Raw genomic sequence first — 18431 nt, 5'->3', positions numbered from 1 at the left:
TGTAACCTACTGCTTAGAAGGCAGTTGCTCTATCCAGTTGAGCTACGGGCGCTTAACTGGATTATTCATTTTTGAATTACTCACGGTTGATATGACAGAACATTATATGATCAAAAAACCGATTGAAAAAATTCAAAGACTGAATAACCACTGTCGGGCTTATCCACACAATGTATGAATACCCAAAAAGGGGACACGCACTGCGTGACATCCTTTAAAATTAATGTCGGGGAGACAGGATTTGAACCGCGGAAGCACTGCTTTCGCAACTCAACAGAAGTTTTTAAGCTTTTGCCTGTCTGATCCTTTGTAATAATTATTCACCCTGCACTAATATGTCAAATGTCGGGGAGACAGGATTTGAACCTGCGACCCTTCGCTCCCAAAGCGAATGCGCTACCGGACTGCGCTACTCCCCGCAAAGTGTATCATTTCAATACTTCAAATAAGAATACAAGTTCTGAATTTGCATTCGTTTTTGTACCTGATGCGTAATGTCACTGCATCAAATACATTCTGTAGAGATGAATTAATAATTCGTTTCTCAAACAGAATCCAAAGATAAAAGTTTTCGATTCTGAATGCAATCATTTCATCAGAAAATATTTTTTAATTTTCTATTTGCGGCTTTTGAATAACTCACCGGCAAAACCAAACCCATACCCGGTAAGCTGAATAAATCCGGCAATGACCGAATAGAGCGATATAACGGGATTCTTTTCCTCAATGTATGAATCGGCCGCCAGTAATAATGCATATAATAAATATCCGATAATAAGATATTTAAAAACCGGAATGGACAGCAGGACAGAGGTAAGCGCAACAATGAATCCAACTGTAAAAAGCAGAGGAAATGTATGCATAAGTTTAATCTGTTCTGGATGAAATCGCCCGATATTAACTCTTGCCCTGCCAAAAAAGTGTAGTTGTTTAAAAAATTGAATAAAGGTAGATCGTCGTTTATGGTACACATACGCATCTTTTATAAGCACAGTCCGAAACCCTGCCTTTGAAATCCGTATGCTTAATTCCAGATCTTCACCCATTCGTGTGATTTTATATCCGCCAGTCGCTTCGAAAACTTCCCTCGATATACCCATATTGAAACTTCTGGGATAAAATTGTTCAAATTTTTCACTTTTACCGCGGATGCCGCCGGTAGTGAATATTGACGTCATCGAATAGTTAATTGCTTTTTGCACAGGAGTGAATGAATCATGAGCACGATCCGGTCCCCCCCAGCAATCAATATTTTTTTCATTGATGACTTGGTTTACCGTCTCGAAGTAGTGTGAAGGAATCAGGCAGTCAGAATCAAATACTACGAAATATTCTCCGGCAGCTTTTTGGAAACCGAAATTTCGTGAAAAACCTTGCCCGCTGTTTTCTTTGTAGTAGTAGCGAATATTCAAAGATTCACTAAAATTTTCCGTAATTTCGCGGCATGTTATGTCTGAACCATCTTCTACAATAATTATCTCGAAACTTTTGAAGCTCTGTTCTGTTAAACTTTGCAGAAGTTCTCTAACCTCCCGGGGGCGGTTGTAGACAGGTACGATCACAGAAAATCTCATAGACGAATTTAATGGGCTTTTTTATTCCTTAAGGGTGACAAAAATAATAACACAATTTAATCATACAAATGAAGCTGCTTTTTTCTGCTTTCCTTTTTTTTGCTATTTCACTTTCCGCACAGTCTCAAAGCCTTCAACTCGGGTTTGCTGCCGATCATCAGAATCACTCAATATCTGAATTTCCGCTTACGCAGGGTGTGTTATCCGTTTCGCAGGGTATCTATTCATTCGGAGTGGACGGGAACAGGGTAGAATTAACAACTCCAATTGCTTTTAATCTCTCAGGAAATAAAAACAGAATATCAGCAGTCAGTTTTAATACAGAGCTTGTGAATTCTGTGTACCAGGCAAATGGAGTGAAGTTATCAGAGTCGTCGCTTGATTTTTTTGATCCATCAGATGAGACGATAGAAACGTATGCACTGAATGACGGGACGTCTATCTTGCGGGATAACGTAGCAAATTTCACTTTTTTTGATGCTGCCGGTAACAGAGGCTTCTCATTTTCCAATACCACACAAGCAGCCGGAGGGGAGCAGCCCTCAGGTGTTGCCTATTCAGAGTCAGGCGACTTAATTGTAACATACAATCCTGTAGTTCAATATAATGGAAGCAGAGGCTCCAGGGCGTCTGTAGTTTTAGGAGAAAGAGATTCGATCGAACTATTTAGTTCCAGGGAACGGGTGATTGAGAATGTAAAGATTAATAAGGGCGGGAGCTTTATTGCAATAACAACATCATCCGGTAATGGAAATACAAGACTCCATCTTTTTGACAGATATGGAAATAATTTGATTCAGCGTGATACAGAGATGGAACTGTCCGGTTTCGATATTACCGATGATGGCCGATACCTGACGCTTTATTCAGCCAACCGGGTGCAGGTATACCGAACGCATGACTGGGAACGGCTCGGCAGCTCAACATCACGATCAACGGTGATTCATGCAAGCTACGATCCGGCGGAAGATGTGATTATTTCTCTTGGTGGTCAGTTACAGAATAACAGAATTGGGAATATCGAAATTACTGCAATTGATCTGGCAGGCCGCCAGCTTGTAAGGGAACAGCTCAGCGGTTCCGTTTCGATATTGAATCGCGAAAAAATTGATATCCAGAAAGAGGACCGAAATTCATACAGCATCAGTGGAATAAACCGGCCGATTGATATTTCGGTACAATTTTAACTTGAGTTCATTCGACTAATTTTATTCAATTCTTCAGTCCGAACTCAGGGTTTTTTTAAATAAAAAAAGGCGATGCAGTTAGAACTGCACCGCCTTTCAAGACTCTTGCTATTCGAGTTTACCTCGCTTTCGCTTCTTCCTCCTCGGATTCGGATGCTGAATCTGAATCAGCAGAGGACCCAGAGCTATTGCTCTTTTTCTTTTCATCTTTTTCGGCTTCAGTCCAATCGAACTCAAGTCCGTCTCGGGATTTATTCATCTTAATTTTGATGACTGATCCCTCAGCATGTTCAACACCAAGGATCTCCTCAGCGAGTGGATCTTCAATGTATTTCTGGATTGCCCGTTTCAAAGGCCTTGCTCCGTATTTTTGATCGAAGCCCTGTTCGGTAATGAAATCTTTGGCTCCTTTAGTGATTTCAAGAACAAAACCGAGATTCTCAACCCGGTTGAAGAGATCTTCAGCCAGAATGTCGATTATCTTAAAGATATCTTCTTTCTCGAGTGGCTTGAACGTGAGAACGTCATCAATCCGATTCAGAAATTCGGGATTAAACACTTTCTTGAGTGCATCCTGAATGGTGGATTTCATCTTTGCGTAATCGAACGCGTCATCTGATGCAGAAAACCCAATTCCTTTACCCATATTGCGAATATCACGCGCACCAATATTGGATGTCATGATAATAATGGTGTTTCGGAAATCAACTTTTCGGCCGAGGCTGTCGGTTAAGATTCCATCATCCAGAACCTGGAGCAAAATATTAAACACATCCGGGTGAGCTTTCTCAATCTCATCCAGAAGAACAACACTGTACGGTTTGCGTCTTACTTTTTCAGTAAGAATTCCACCTTCCTCATATCCTACATAACCCGGAGGTGCACCTACCAGCCGTGATACACTGAATTTCTCCATGTATTCACTCATATCAATCCGGATTAGCGCTTCTTCCTTATCAAACAGATATTTTGCCAGAACCTTGGCCATTTCTGTTTTACCGACACCTGTAGGTCCAAGGAATATAAATGAACCGATGGGTCTCGCCGGATCTTTCAGGCCGGCACGGGTACGTTTAATCGCTTTGGTAAGCTTTGTGATCGCCTCATCCTGCCCAACAACTTTGCTTGCAAGAGCCTCTTTCATCTTCATGAGTTTTTGGCCCTCTCTCTGGCTGATCTTGTTGACCGGTACACCACTCATCATAGCGACAACAGAGGCAACATCATCTTCTTCAACATCGTAAAGGATGTGTTCTGATTCCTTCTCCCATTTTTTCTGGGCTTCATCCAGTTCTTCGATCAGCCTCTTTTCTGAGTCTCTGAGGCGGGCCGCTTCTTCAAATCGCTGTTTTTTAACCATCGCATTTTTCTCGCGGCTGGTGGTCTCAATCTCTTCTTCAAGATCAAGAATATGCTGCGGCACCGTGATATTTGAGAGGTGGACTCGTGCGCCAACCTCATCCAGTGCGTCAATAGCTTTATCCGGCAAAAAGTGGTCGGTTACATATCGGTCGGTAAGTTTCACGCATGCGTCGAGCGCATCTTCAGTATATTTTACACTGTGGTGTTTCTCATACTTGCCTTTAATCTGGTTAAGTATCTCCAGGGTTTCTTCCACACTGGTCGGATCCACCATAATCTTCTGGAAGCGTCTTTCCAACGCACCATCTTTTTCAATAAACTGGCGATATTCATTCAGTGTTGTTGCACCGATTGCCTGAACTTCCCCTCGGGCAAGTGCCGGTTTGAGCATGTTGGATGCATCCAGAGAACCGCTTGCTCCCCCGGCTCCTACGATAGTGTGCAGCTCGTCGATAAAGAGAATGACGTTTTCTGTTTTTTCGAGCTCAGTCATCACAGCTTTCATTCGCTCTTCAAACTGTCCGCGGTATTTGGTTCCGGCAACAAGTGAGGCGAGGTCGAGCGCAATTACACGTTTATTATAGAGAACCCTGGATACTTTTCTCTCAATAATTCTTGAGGCAAGACCCTCGGCTATTGCTGTTTTACCAACGCCGGGCTCTCCGATTAAAACCGGATTATTCTTTTTACGCCGGCTGAGAACCTGGGCTACACGTTCAATTTCTTTTTCCCGACCAATAATTGGATCGAGTTTACCGTCTTCGGCAAGTTGTGTTAAATCCCTGCCGAAATTGTCAAGTACAGGTGTTTTCGATTTTTCCATTTTCTTTTCCCGTGAACTTCCGGATGATTGTGAACCTTTAGAGGATGAAGGTACGCTCGCGCTTGTTGATCGTGCACCGCCCTGATCTGTATCGCGGGCATTACCCGAAATAATCATATCCAATTCCTCACGAACTGCGTCATAGGATACACTGAACTGCTGTAAAATTTGTGCGGCAATGTTCTCCTCGTCACGCAGAAGTGATAACAGGAGGTGCTCTGTTCCTATTGTATCACTTTTGTACAATTTCGCTTCGAGATACGTGATACGCAGAACTTTTTCTGCTTGCTTGGTCAGCGGAATATTTCCAACGGTAACCGTACCGCCGGTGCCGCGAACCGTATCTTCAATTGTTTTCTTTAGTTTGAATAGGTCGCAATCGAGATTTTTGAGTATCCGAATCGCCACACCGTCGCCAAGTCTGACGATGCCCAAAATCAGATGCTCTGTGCCAATATAATCGTGTCCCAGCCTTAGCGCTTCTTCACGACTAAACTGAATTACATCTCGAACTTTACTTGAAAAATTACCCTCCATATCGGGACCTGCTGATTTTACGTATTACGTATTAGTTTTTCTATGTAGCGTAACGAGTGAAGCTTTTCATTAGTTCATGCTTATCGAAAGTAGTACAGCATGCGCGCAAAAGCAAACCCGCCGGGTTCTGATAGTAAGTTGTAATATACGCAGAAATTTGCCTAAAAAAGAGGGCTGCCGGTCATCTCTTCGGGAGCGTTGAGATCCATAAGTTTCAGCAAAGTCGGGGCAACATCAGCTAAAATTCCATTATTCAGCTTTTTTATGGCCAGATCACTTATGAGAATTACGGGAACTTCAGCTGTTGTGTGTGCAGTATGAGCAGATCCGTCAGGTTGTTTCATGCGGTCTGCATTACCATGATCTGCGATAATTACAATGTTGTAATTATTTTTCTGAGCGGTTTCAACCACTTTTTTTAGCTGGCGATCTACAAATTCAATTGCCTGTATTGTGGCATCCATATCACCGGTATGGCCAACCATATCAGGGTTTGCAAAATTAACAACTGCAAGCTGATAAATGGATTTCTCTAACGCCACAGAAAGTTTATCTGCGACCTCTTCAGCGCTCATTTCCGGTTTAAGATCGTAAGTTGCCACTTTAGGGCTTGGAACAAGAATTCTCTCCTCGTTTTTATTCGGAGTCTCTTCACCGCCGTTGAAAAAATAGGTTACATGCGGATATTTTTCCGTCTCTGCGATTCGCAACTGGGCTGCTCCTGTAGAACCAATGTACTCCCCGATCGTATTGGGCAGGCGGGTGGGCGGAAAGGCTACATGTACATGATCGTTAAAAGTTTCATCGTATGCCGTAAATGTAACGTAGTGCAGGTTTTTCAGGCCGGACTGAACAGGTACGTTATCCAGGTTCAGAAGAGCTTTTGTAATTTGTCGTGCACGATCACCGCGGATGTTAAAAAATACAACAACATCATCGTCCTGGATTCTGCTGTTAGGTGCGGAAGCAATTGTGCAGGGTTCAATGAATTCATCGGTTGTGCCCCCGGCATAACTCGACTCAAATACTTCCTTATAAGACGGTGTATTCACACCTTCATTTTTAGTAAGAAGACTTACAGCTTTGTTGGTCCGCTCCCAGCGATTATCACGATCCATGGCAAAATAACGGCCAATAACGGATGCAATCTGGCCTTTTCCAATCTCGTTCATCTTATCCTGCAGCTCGCGGCAATACTCTTTTCCGCCGTGGGGGGAGGTATCCCGCCCATCTGTGAACGCGTGAACAAATGCATTCTCTACACCCGTTTGGGCCGCCATCTCAAGCAGCGCATAGAGGTGCTGATTATGGCTGTGAACTCCGCCATCAGAGAGCAGTCCTAAAAAATGGATTCTGCCTCTTTTTTTTGCTTTTTCAAAAGCATCTGTTAACACAGGGTTCGAAAAGAAGTCTCTCTCCCGGATCGATTTATTAACCCTTGTAAGTTCCTGCCATACGATTCTTCCGGCACCAATATTGAGGTGACCAACTTCCGAATTGCCAAACTGACCTTCAGGAAGCCCTACATCTTCACCGCTTGCTGATAGCCTTGCATTGGGATATTGTTGCAGAAGTGAATCGTAAAAGGGTTTATTGGCCTTGTCTACAGCGCTGACGGCCGGGTCGTCTGAAATCCCAAATCCGTCAAGAATAATCAGAAGAGCTTTCTTGTCTGGATTTGTCAATGGATCAAAGGTTATTTACGTAGGTGGTAAGCTTTGATTTTTTTCTGGCAGCAGTATTTTTGTGAAGAATACCTTTCGTGCTGAGTCTGTCAATCAGGCTAACAGCTTTCTTTAGTTCTTCCTGTGCCTTTTCTTTGTCACCGGCATCCATTACCTGTTTGATCTGTTTTCGGAGAACAGTTCGACGCCCTTTGTTATGCTGAGCGCGTTTTTTATCCTGACGCACACGTTTGATTGCTGATTTATGCTGTGGCATAATTAAATATATATTACGGTTAAATACTCATTATCTTTGAAGCTTTAGAAATTAAGGCTTCTAAAATTAAGGTACAAGAAAGGATTGAATCTTTGAAGTAAAAAATTTAATTTAACAGGTCTATAATGATTATAGTTATTGATGGTCCTGCGGGGTCTGGGAAAAGTTCCACAGCTAAAGCGTTATCGAATCGTCTGAATCTTCATTTTTTAGATTCCGGCGCCCTTTATCGCGCTGTAACCTATTTTTGGATCTCCGAGGGAAAGCCGTCAACCGAATCGTTCTTTAAAATGTTGCCCGGAGTGGATTTAAAAGCTGATGTCAGCGACGGATCATTTCTTGTCATGCTCAATGAAACCGATATTTCAAATGAGATCAGGAAATCTGAAGTGGCGGACAACGTAAGCAATATCGCTTCTTTGCCGGAAGTGAGGCAGTTTGTGAATTCCATAATGAGAGATCTTGTGTCGAATGGCGAATTTATTGCAGACGGCAGAGATCTTGGTACCGCTGTTTTTCCCGATGCAGACCTGAAATTTTATATGGATGCATCCATTGAAGAACGCGCAAGACGCAGATATAAAGAACTCAGCTCGAAACAGGACAATATTTCATTTGAAGATGTTGTAAATAACCTGAAGAGCAGAGATCAAAAAGATCGCAGCAGAAAAGCAGATCCGCTTAAAAAAGCAGATGATGCGATTGTGATTAATACCACCGGGAAAACGTTTGAGGAACAGGTTGACCTGATGGCAGCCATCATACACGAAAATCTAAAATTAAACCATTAACTCTAATCCCATTTCGAAAGTCGAAATGCGGTTAAACATTAACAGGATATTGAATGTCAGAAGAACAAAAAAACATAACAGAAAAAGAAGTTGAAGAAACTTCACCCGACGAGAACCAGGAAACTGTAGACGTCGCTGAAGCAACTGAAACGACAGAGAGCTCAGAATCAGCAGAAAAAAAATCAGAATCTGCTGTTGAAACCGAAACTGCAGTGCTTCCAGATTATTCAGGAGATGTGGAAGGCGAAACATTTACGTTTGATCAGCTTGAGGCCGCTTCAGAAGATTATTCTGATGAGGAATTTCATGAACTCGCCGGAATGTATGAAAATACACTCAGCGAAATTGAAGAGAAGGAAATTGTAACCGGTATAGTCGTCTCTGTTGACGAAAAATATGTAATTGTTGATATCGGTTTTAAATCGGAAGGTATTGTTCCGGTAAACGAATTTAGCAACAAAGTTCTTGAAAACCTTCAGCCGGGTGACGAAGTTGAAGTATTTTTAGACAGGGTTGAAGATCGTGAAGGCCAGCTTATTCTTTCCCGCCGAAAAGCAGATATTCTGCAGGCCTGGGAAAACCTCGAAGAAGCATACGAGACAGGCGAAGTTATCGAAGGTCATATTAAACGACGTATTAAAGGTGGTATGGTTGTGGATGTGTTTGGAATTGATGCATTCCTTCCCGGCTCACAAATTGATGTGCGTCCGGTTCGTGACTTTGATGCCTATGTTGACCGAACCATGGAATTCCAGGTTGTAAAACTCAACATGCAGGCTGAAAATGTTGTGATCTCGCACAGAGCTCTCATCGAGTCTGACCTCGAAGAGCAGCGTGAAGAAATTCTCGAAACCATCGAAGCCGGACAGGTACTTGAAGGTATTGTTAAAAATATCACCGACTTCGGGGTATTTATTGACCTTGGTGGTGTTGACGGACTTCTGCACATTACCGACCTCTCATGGGGCCGCGTAGATCATCCGGAAGAGATTGTAAGTCTCGACCAGAAGATGAACGTTGCAGTTATCGATTTTGATGAAGATTCCAAACGGGTATCTCTTGGACTGAAGCAGCTTCAGCCGCACCCATGGAACGATATCGACATTAAATATCCTGACAATCTCCGAGTTCAGGGCCGCGTGGTTTCTATTGCAGACTACGGTGCCTTTATTGAACTTGAGAAAGGTGTTGAAGGGCTGATCCACATTAGTGAAATGTCGTGGACACAGCACATCAAGCATCCGTCACAACTGGTTCAGAAAGACGATATCATCGAATGTGTGGTTCTGAATATCAACGAAGAAGAGAAGAAGATTTCTCTCGGTGTGAAGCAATTGGAACAGGATCCGTGGGAAGATCTTCTCGAAAGATATCCTGTTGGTTCAAAGCATACCGGCGAAGTGCGTAACCTCACAAACTTTGGTGTATTTGTTGAACTTGAGCCCGGAATCGACGGCCTTGTTCACGTATCGGACCTTAGCTGGACTGAGAACATCGAACATCCGAACCAGGCTGTAGACAAAGGAGAAGAGCTGGAAGTAGTTATTCTTGCTGTTGACTTTGACAACCGCCGCATTACACTCGGCCACAAGCAGGTTGAAGATAACCCTTGGGAAAAATATGCTGAGGAGTACGGTCTTGGATCTAAAGTTGAAGGCAAAGTTTCAAAAATCACCGATAAAGGTGTATTCGTAGAACTTCCGCTTGGTGCTGAGGCATTCCTTCCGGTTAAGAAAATGGAAGGCGATGTTGAAGATCTCGAAGAAGCATTCAGCGAAGGCGACTCCGTTGAAGCATTCGTTGTTGAGTTTGATGAGTCAAGCAAAAGTATTGAGCTAACACAGCTTGAAAACGAATCGAAAAAACAAGCGTCCAAACCTAAGAAGAGTAAACCGGCTGACGATAAAGTCGAAACCGGTACTCCAACTCTTGGTGAAGTTTCCGGGCTGGCAGAGAAGCTTGCAGGAAAAAAAGACGACGATAAAGAGTAGATCTCAGGTTAGATAAAGAGATAAAAAAAGGGCTGCCGGTTTAAAATCCGTGCAGCCCTTTTTAGTTTAAGTGCCATGTGACTTTTACACGAAATCAGGTTGTTAACCGGACCTTAATATCTCTCGCGTGTAATACAAAGAATAAAATATTTTACGATACTTTATTTCTCTACATAGAAGTAGATAATATTTTTCGACATATCAGCACTGCTTCTCACATTACTGTCTGTCTCTCTATTATAAGTATAGATCACGTTACGGAGTGAAATCAACTCCTTCTCATCAGCAAATTTCACCTGGATGGCATCGCCACCAGGTTTCAGGTCGGCTATAGCATCCTTTAGCGGACGGTATTTCGACTTACTTTTTCTTGATATTTTTATATCAGATCTGTCAACAAATCTTATTTTCATTTTATTTACCTAAAGCTTTGATTAAAAACGTAGTTTGATCAATGAAATATCTTGAGCATTAACATGCAAAATATTTTCATAAAAAGAATTTTATCTCAGGGTATATTAATCATAATTAAAAAAATTTAATTAAATGGTGATAAACCCAACACAATATATCATAAAAAATATAGCACGTTACATTATGTCTTTCTCATCCTAAGGGTTAATGTTTAGCTATGGATATCAATACAACGAAAATGTATAACTGATTAATGATGGATCTTTTTAACGATGACAAAGATGATCAGGCGGGAAGTATTAAAGGGCAGGATCAACCGCTTGCAACCCGTATGCGTCCGGAGTCGCTTGATGAGTTTGTCGGGCAGAGCGAACTGGTTGGTGAAGGAAAAATGATCCGCAGAATGATTGAAAGCGGAATGATTGGTTCACTGATATTTTACGGTCCTCCAAGTTCAGGAAAAACGACGCTCGCCCACGTTATTTCCAGGGAAATTGATGCCCATTTTGATATCATTAATGCCGTCCTTGATGGGATTAAAGATCTGCGAAAAGTGGTTGCACAAGCCAAACAGCGAAAAAAAGCCGGTGGCAGAAAAACTATACTTTTTGTAGACGAGATCCACCGCTGGAATAAAGCCCAGCAGGATGCACTTCTTCCACACCTGGAGTCGGGAGTGATAAAGCTGGTAGGAGCTACCACTGAAAATCCGTTTTACTCGCTGGTAAACCCGCTTTTGTCGCGCTGTCAGCTGTTCGAGCTAAAGCCTCTGCTGAAACAGGACGTTTTGGTTATGATCGACAGGGCATTGAAAGATGAAGAGCGAGGGCTGGGGTATATGCAGATAGAACTGACCGACGATGCGAGGGAATATTTTGCCGAGTATGCCGGCGGGGATATTCGAAATGCATTGAATGCACTTGAGATGGCCGCACTTACGACTCCGAAAAGAGAGGATGGAGTGGTGGAGATCAGTCACGAAATTGCTCGTGAATCAATCCAAAAAAGGAGTGTACGCTACGATCGCACCGGAGATGAGCACTACCATTACGCATCAGCACTCATCAAGTCTCTGAGGGGATCTGACGTGGACGCCTCTCTCTACTGGATGACTGCGATGCTTGAAGCCGGTGAAGATCCAAATTTTATCTTTCGAAGGTTTTTGATTTTTGCCTCCGAAGATGTGGGGATGGCTGATCCGTATGCGCTCACTGTGGTTAATGCAGCTCATGAATCGTTTCTGAAAACCGGAATGCCGGAAGGATTCTATTTCTTGTCGCATTGCGCAATATTTCTGGCTTTATCCGCGAAAAGCAATAGTACAAAAGCGGTTTTTAATGTTCATCAAAAAATTAAGAAAAGCGGAATTGGAGATGTACCCCCTCATTTAAAAGATAAAACTGCGAATTTACTAAGTGCTTCGTATCTGGGAGTAGAAAATTCATCAGACGACTATAAATATCCGCATCAATATCCCGGGAACTGGGTAGATCAACAGTATCTGCCGGATAAAAATCAAAATGAGTCATGGTACGAGCCTGGTGATGAAGGAAGGGAGAGGCGGCTGTGGGAACGCCTTGAGCAGATAAGAAAAAGCGGAAGGGAGTAAAAAGAATTCTCGCCTGAAAGTATCCGTTTCAGGCGAGATTATTGGAGCTATTTCTCGATGTCTACCATAACACGAGATCGTTCTATCGATTAAAAAAATATGTCATAATCGATTAATTACAAAATAAAATATGGTTAAAGACCTATAATCATTTAATAATATCTATTATTCAGAAAAGCGCTTTTATCTTGAAGTTTTATGTAACGGTTGTTTTATCATGGAATGTTTTATGGTTGAAATACCTTCAGTTTGTGCGACTTTACTTCTCCTGAATGTAAAGCTGCGAACTTGAATTATTAACTACGAGACCGAGATAACGAACAATGAATAAAATTCACTTGCTATCATCAACAGACAGACCCGATTCAAATGCCTTAAAAGTGACGAATTATGTAAACGGTTATTTGTCAGAAAAAACAGATACCAAGGTCTTTTCACTTGAGGATTATCCATTTGAAGATATAGTAGGAGGGAGGTATGGGGACGAAATTGAGAGCGTTAAGAAGTTTAACGATCGGTTTCTTGATACAGATGGAATTCTGTTCATTGTTCCGGAATATAATGGCGGATTTCCGGGAGTATTGAAATTTTTTATCGATTACCTGCCGTTTCCTGATGCGATGTATAAAATGCCTGTGAGTTTTATCGGGGAGGCTGCCGGTACTTTTGGTGCACTACGGCCAGTGGAACATCTGCAGCAAATACTCGCCTATCGAAAAGCGCTCATCTATACAGAACGGATGTTCATTAGCCGGGTGAATGATACCTTCGATACGGAAGATGGGCTGGAATCTGACTTTCTGCAGGGACTTCTCGAAGATCAGCTGGACGGATTCATTGAGTTTGTAGGACAAATCAAATCATAAAAATCAATTGATCTTGAGCATATACCCCACGCCGTGAAGTGTGACGAGGTGCCGCGGATCATCCGGAAATTCTTCGATTTTAGCACGTAATTTTGAGATGTGGACATCCACAGTACGTGTATTGGTGCTATACTCATAGCGCCAGACCTGTTCCAGAAGTTCATCTCTTGAAACCGGCTGGTTCGCTCTTTCTACAAGATAATTGATCATCTCAACTTCACGTGTAGAGAGTGGATGGGATACCCCGCCCGGCTTAATTACCTCCGATTCTTTCAAATCGATTTTTACGTTGCCCAGCTTGAGTACTTCGAGAGGGCCGGATTTAGAGTAAGAACTGGCTCTGCGTAATCTTGCCTGAATTCGTGCCAGCAGTTCTTTTACGCCGAACGGTTTGGTGATATAATCATCAGCCCCGATATTCAATCCGGCCACTTTATCCACTTCCTGATCTCTTGCCGTGAGCATAATGATCGGGAAAGTATACTTCAGGGAGCGTACCTGTTTACATATTTCATATCCACTCATTCCCGGGAGCATCAGGTCGAGAAGCATCAGGTCTGGTTTGAATTGTTTCGTTTTCTCAATTGCTTTTTCACCATCTGAGACTACCTCTACACTATAACCCTCACTTTCTAACGTATCCTGAAGAGTAAACACCAGGCTTGGTTCGTCTTCAACAATCAATATTTTTTTACTGGACATATGTGTCTGCTTTCTCTGTTTTTAAACGATCTGTTTTCGTCTGATTTGTTATGATATCATCATCACTATAATCTGATTTCATCAATGTCGGGAATTTTACGGTAAATACAGAACCTTTACCGTATTGACTTTTAACATCAATTGTTCCTCCATTGATCTCCACCATATTTTTTACGATGGAAAGCCCCAGACCGTGTCCTTTGGTTTTGGCGGTGAGCGTGTCTTCTACCCGATAGAACTTATCAAAAATATAACGGATTGAGCTTTTTGGGATGCCGGTTCCTTTATCAGCTACTTCAAGAGCCACAAAATTTCCTTTCTTTGTGACAGACAGATTGATTTTTTTTATCTCCCGGCTGTATTTCATTGCGTTTTCAACAAGGTTGTTGAGAATGGTTTCAATATGGTCTGAATCAACCATAACGAGAGGCAGATTTTTATCGTGATGAAAGAAAAAGTCGAAACCTTTACTCTCAATGTACTCCTTATTGGCTTCATAAAATTCAGCTGTCAGTTCATGGAGAAAGTGCGGAGCCTGTTCGGCAGATACCTGGCCGGAGTCAACTTTTGCGGCATCCAGCAGTTTTTCGATCATTTTTTTGAGCCGGACCGATTCATTGTAGATATGATCCCCATAGCTTTTCAGGCGTTTTCCATCGGTAACCCGTCCATCTGCGATATTTTCTCCTGCAGCCTGCATTACGGCCAGCGGGGTTTTTAATTCGTGTGTAATGTTTGCCAGGAATCCGGCCTGTCTCTGTGCCAGTTCGCGTTCCCGCTGTGCATTGATGAAAATGAAAAATAGTGCTCCGAGCAGAACAAAGACGGCAACTCCCATTACAATGAGATTTCGGTTCAGGGAGGCATCGGATGCAGCGATTGTGGGAGATGCAAGTATTGTGGCGTGGAGGGTCCAATCATCCAGCGAATCGGAAAAACGCTGCCTCAGATCGATTGGATATTCATCCCTGTCGTACACAAAACCATCGTCACTGCTTAATAGAATATCATCCTGTATCCAATCTCTCAGCCATACTACGATGCCGGACTCATCTGCATTGCCGAAATTCTTTTTCAGTTCTTTGGCGATGTAGTCGTTAACCAGGTAATCCCGGTTGATAGATAAGTTAAGGTGGCCGAATACCGAATTATCTTCCAGGTCGATGAGGGCAATGGTGAGTGATCTGTGTGAATCGAATGTAGATTTTGTATTAAACCTGTAATCATCGACGATAACCCGTGCACGGGATTTAGAGATTCCGAATCCGTCGCATACAATTTGAGGAATATCAGATGCTGAAACAAAGTAGCGTGATTGAGGATCGTATTTAAAGACCGGAGCACTATCATCCGTACATCCATCCTGGTCGCCGTAAATAAAGTGGATATCATCGTAAAGCGGATCCTGGCTTGCCTTGTTGAGAACGTCAACAAAATTATCGGGCAGTACATCACTATTGTACCAATAGCTTTCAACCACATTCATATCTACTTTCCGAAGGTCCCAGACTGAATTGAAAAATCGATACCGAACCTGGCTGTTAAAATCTTCAAGCTGTAGCTTTTTTACATCCGTAGCGGATTCTATCGAAGCGTTCCGGAGCTGATAAAGTGAGTAGACGTTTAATAGCGTTAAAGCCACAACCGCTATTGTAGCGATGCCGAAAAAGACGATACGGAGGGTATTGGCTTTTTTTATTCTGTTAAATAACTCCATATACAGTTGGTGTTAATCGTATGAGTTGTATCCGAGCTGTTCACATTTTGATCTGCGAAGATACTTATGTTCTAAGTAGTGTTTTGTCATCAAAAAAATATCTTGTAGAAACCGGATGAGATCTTCGAAAAAACCGAGTCAAACTGGATCTAAATACGACTCATTAGAAGAGATCAGGTGAATAAATACATCAATGACAAAACAGTAGCTTAAATCAGCTTATTGCTAAATAATCATAAAAATAAGTGTGACTTAAAAGCGCCGTTACTATTATAAATAGAATTTTACAACAAGGGCCACCACAAGTTCCCTTTATGGCCATAGCAGGAGCTTAAAATATTATTGCAATTCGATTTTTCAAATTTTTAAACCGCTAAATGTAATTGTCAGAGTGACGTTTAGGTGGTTCTATCTTTCCCAGACATTATTTTGCCTGTCAGCATCGGGGAAAAGCTCCTCCGGGTCGATAACTACTGCATCTACGGGTGAATCGGTTGTAATCGCGAACTCAACCATCCGCTTTCCCTCAAGCCAGTGGTCCACTTCAATCTCTTCGTTCATTACGGTACCATCGGCAAGTGTAATTCTGAGCAGAACCGGCATCGGCACATTCCCACGATCTTCAATCACGATAGTGGTTTGATCGCCATCACGCTGTACATCCGTTACGGCCTGGTCTAATACCCAGCTTTCGTAATACCAGCTTCTCCAGAACCAGGATAGATCCATATCTGTGACATCTTCAATGGTGTTGAAGAAATCCCACGGATAAGGGTGTTTATATTCCCACCTGTGCATAAATTCCCGGTGAGCTTCCAGGAAAAGCTCGTCGCCAATCAATCCGCGAAGTGCGGTTAATACGGATGCCGGCTTAGGGTAGGAGGCTATGCCATAGGCGGGGCCAGGGTAGTGAAAATCACTCCACCTCATCATTTCGCCCTCAAAATCGGTACCCGCAATTTGCAGGTACTGGCCAAAAAGCTGCCCCCGGCTGAACCGGTCTTTACCAAAACGATCTACATTTGCCTGTTGGGTATGAAAAGATGTATGGCCTTCATCGAGCCAGGTGTAGCGGCGTTCGTTGGTACTTACGATCATCGGCACCCACATGTGAGCAAATTCGTGTGCCGTAACTCCGTAGAGACTTACAGCTCCGGCGTTATTATAATCGCCCATCAGCGTAATCATGGGGAATTCCATGCCGCCGCCAATAATATCGGCTCCTTCAACGGATGTCATATGCGGCCAGGGATAAGGCATGGCCGTGTAATCAGAAAGGAACGAGATGGAGTGCTGCGCATAATCGGTAACCTCACTCCAGAGCGGTGCAGTTTCTCTGTAAAATGTATTGATTCGTGTATAGTTGGTTTCTCCATCGCCTGTAAGATCTCCAATCGGTGCGCGTGCCGCATCCCAGCGACTTTCGAGGGTTGCACTGAAGGCAACGTCTCGAACCCGCTCAGATTTAAATCGCCAGGTGAGCTTTCCGTCTTCACCGGTTGCGGTAGCATTGTCAAGTTCATCAAAATCTGCGATTACAATCACGTCATCACTCTCTCCGGCGCGACGATATCGATCAAGGACTTCCTCAGCTAATGTTTCTTCCGGATTCAGAAATTCGCCGGTTCCCATAACGATCCACTCACGCGGTGCAGTAACAGAGAGTTCATAATCCGAGAATTTGTGATAAAATTCTGCATTGCCCAGAAACGGATCATCCATCCAGCCGTAGACATCATCATATACCGCCACTTGTGGATACCAGTATGCAATCATGTAGAGATTATCGCGGCTGCGTCCCATTCTGCCGGATGCACCCTGCTGTGGAATCTCAAAATTCCATTCAAAACTCAGCTCAACAGATCCGCCTGATTCAATTGGATCATCGGGAAAAATGTAGAGACGCGTTCCATCTAATATATAACCTGAAGCACCCTGTGACCAGCGTGCCTGCATAGTGGTTTCGGAAAGGTCCGTATTATTAAGCGTAATTTTCGTGAGATCTTTTCCACCGGTTATTTCCGTGACCTCTTTTTTAGGAGTCCCTTCTTTATGGAGGTTCTGAGCCAGTTCAACTACGATAGCGTTCAGGTTATCCGGGGAATTATTGTAGTATACAATCTCTGCATTCCCGTAAAGCATGTGGTGCTCTGGATCAATTTCAGCGTGTAATGTGTAGCTGCCTTCGTTTTGCCAGTATTCTGTGCCTGGTTCACCGGATTCTGACCTTGTATTCTCATTAATAGCCCTGGAAAACGCATTGGGAATATCGAGAGGATAGGGGATAGGCCGTTCGATGTCTGCAACAGCAGCCTGGTCCGTCGGGGGCTCAGGCTCAGAAGTCGTTTGCTGTGGAGTAGCGCATGATGAAATGAATAACAGCAGGGTAATCAGGTAAAAATGTCGCATACAGTATCTGGCAGATCTAATGTTAGGAGGGAATATTCTCTAATCGATTCAGATTAGTCCAATTTTTAAAAGGGTCTGGTTTAAATCCTCAAGTTCCACGGGTTTGATCAGGTAGTGGCTGTTGGGAGTTTCCATCGCTTTCTCTTTGTGTTCCGGATCGGAATTTCCCGTAATAAAAATAACAGGTACATCAGAGAATTCGCGGATTTTCTGAGCGGCCTCAATTCCGTTCATGTCACCCTCAAGGGCAATGTCCATCAGTATGAGGTCGGGATGGATTTTGCGAGTCATATCAACAGCTGTTTTTCCATATACTAACTCACCATGCGTTTCAAACCCCATTTTTTCTAAAAAGCTTTCATATAACAGGTTTAATATCAGGTCATCTTCAACTATCAGAACGGTCTTGGTATCTTCACTCATAATCAATTATAAATTCTCGGGTCAGTAGCCATTAAGGTACGTTATCTTATGCAATTAGATTAATAACTAAAAATTTTTTATATGG

Annotated in this window: 14 protein-coding genes and 1 tRNA gene; 5 read left to right on the top strand and 10 right to left on the bottom strand. The window is 42.9% G+C overall.

Features of this window, described 5'->3' with window-relative positions; translation table 11 throughout:
• Positions 1–345 precede the first annotated feature (345 nt).
• Both DYD21_RS13330 and DYD21_RS13325 read right to left on the bottom strand, forming a co-directional pair.
• Positions 346–419 (bottom strand) — tRNA-Pro (locus DYD21_RS13330).
• 198 nt (positions 420–617) lie between these two features.
• Entirely contained in the window at positions 618–1574 is a 957-nt protein-coding gene (locus DYD21_RS13325) for a glycosyltransferase family 2 protein (RefSeq protein ID WP_116037483.1), read from the bottom strand.
• A 68-nt stretch (positions 1575–1642) separates the two neighbouring features.
• Between DYD21_RS13325 and DYD21_RS13320 the strand changes: the two genes are divergently transcribed.
• Positions 1643–2761, top strand: a complete 1119-nt coding sequence (locus tag DYD21_RS13320) for a hypothetical protein (protein ID WP_116037482.1) — start codon at positions 1643–1645, stop codon at positions 2759–2761.
• A gap of 118 nt (positions 2762–2879) precedes the next feature.
• On the opposite strand, the gene DYD21_RS13315 is transcribed toward DYD21_RS13320, so the two are convergent.
• From DYD21_RS13315 to rpsT, 3 genes are all read right to left on the bottom strand, one after another.
• Complete coding sequence (locus DYD21_RS13315; RefSeq protein ID WP_116037481.1) at positions 2880–5483, bottom strand: ATP-dependent Clp protease ATP-binding subunit; 2604 nt, start codon at positions 5481–5483, stop codon at positions 2880–2882.
• Between the two features lie 161 nt (positions 5484–5644).
• A complete protein-coding gene (gene gpmI / locus DYD21_RS13310) occupies positions 5645–7168 on the bottom strand; it encodes a 2,3-bisphosphoglycerate-independent phosphoglycerate mutase (protein ID WP_116037480.1) in 1524 nt (507 codons plus the stop codon).
• 4 nt (positions 7169–7172) lie between these two features.
• Positions 7173–7424 carry a 30S ribosomal protein S20 gene (rpsT, locus tag DYD21_RS13305; protein WP_116037479.1) on the bottom strand — a complete coding sequence of 84 codons (252 nt, stop codon included), beginning with the start codon at positions 7422–7424 and terminating at the stop codon, positions 7173–7175.
• A 125-nt stretch (positions 7425–7549) separates the two neighbouring features.
• Here rpsT and cmk point away from each other — a divergent pair, with 125 nt between their 5' ends.
• Both cmk and rpsA read left to right on the top strand, forming a co-directional pair.
• Positions 7550–8215, top strand: coding sequence for a (d)CMP kinase (gene cmk / locus DYD21_RS13300; protein ID WP_116037478.1), 666 nt, complete (start codon positions 7550–7552; stop codon positions 8213–8215).
• A gap of 53 nt (positions 8216–8268) precedes the next feature.
• A complete protein-coding gene (gene rpsA / locus DYD21_RS13295) occupies positions 8269–10206 on the top strand; it encodes a 30S ribosomal protein S1 (protein WP_116037477.1) in 1938 nt (645 codons plus the stop codon).
• Positions 10207–10367: 161 nt separating this feature from the next.
• Here rpsA and DYD21_RS13290 read toward each other — a convergent pair whose 3' ends face one another.
• Positions 10368–10619 carry a hypothetical protein gene (locus tag DYD21_RS13290; RefSeq protein WP_116037476.1) on the bottom strand — a complete coding sequence of 84 codons (252 nt, stop codon included), beginning with the start codon at positions 10617–10619 and terminating at the stop codon, positions 10368–10370.
• A gap of 254 nt (positions 10620–10873) precedes the next feature.
• Here DYD21_RS13290 and DYD21_RS13285 point away from each other — a divergent pair, with 254 nt between their 5' ends.
• Together DYD21_RS13285 and DYD21_RS13280 are read left to right on the top strand one after the other, a co-directional pair.
• Entirely contained in the window at positions 10874–12229 is a 1356-nt protein-coding gene (locus DYD21_RS13285; RefSeq protein WP_233505546.1) for a replication-associated recombination protein A, read from the top strand.
• Positions 12230–12552: 323 nt separating this feature from the next.
• On the top strand, positions 12553–13095 hold the full coding sequence (locus tag DYD21_RS13280) for an NADPH-dependent FMN reductase (RefSeq protein WP_116037475.1): 543 nt from the start codon (positions 12553–12555) through the stop codon (positions 13093–13095).
• A 3-nt stretch (positions 13096–13098) separates the two neighbouring features.
• On the opposite strand, the gene DYD21_RS13275 is transcribed toward DYD21_RS13280, so the two are convergent.
• From DYD21_RS13275 to DYD21_RS13260, 4 genes are all read right to left on the bottom strand, one after another.
• Positions 13099–13797 carry a response regulator transcription factor gene (locus tag DYD21_RS13275; RefSeq protein ID WP_116037474.1) on the bottom strand — a complete coding sequence of 233 codons (699 nt, stop codon included), beginning with the start codon at positions 13795–13797 and terminating at the stop codon, positions 13099–13101.
• Positions 13787–15514 (bottom strand): cell wall metabolism sensor histidine kinase WalK, encoded by a 1728-nt coding sequence (locus DYD21_RS13270; RefSeq protein WP_116037473.1) that lies wholly within the window; start codon positions 15512–15514, stop codon positions 13787–13789. Before DYD21_RS13270 ends, DYD21_RS13275 begins: the two co-directional genes overlap by 11 nt.
• 408 nt (positions 15515–15922) lie before the next feature.
• Complete coding sequence (locus DYD21_RS13265; protein WP_116037472.1) at positions 15923–17923, bottom strand: M1 family metallopeptidase; 2001 nt, start codon at positions 17921–17923, stop codon at positions 15923–15925.
• A 48-nt stretch (positions 17924–17971) separates the two neighbouring features.
• Entirely contained in the window at positions 17972–18346 is a 375-nt protein-coding gene (locus DYD21_RS13260; protein ID WP_233505545.1) for a response regulator, read from the bottom strand.
• Positions 18347–18431 lie beyond the last annotated feature (85 nt).

The sequence above is a fragment of the Rhodohalobacter sp. SW132 genome (assembly GCF_003390325.1).
GTDB lineage: Bacteria > Bacteroidota > Rhodothermia > Balneolales > Balneolaceae > SW132.
Note: the sequence above shows the minus strand (reverse complement) of the source record. Positions and strands in the feature narration are given on the sequence as shown.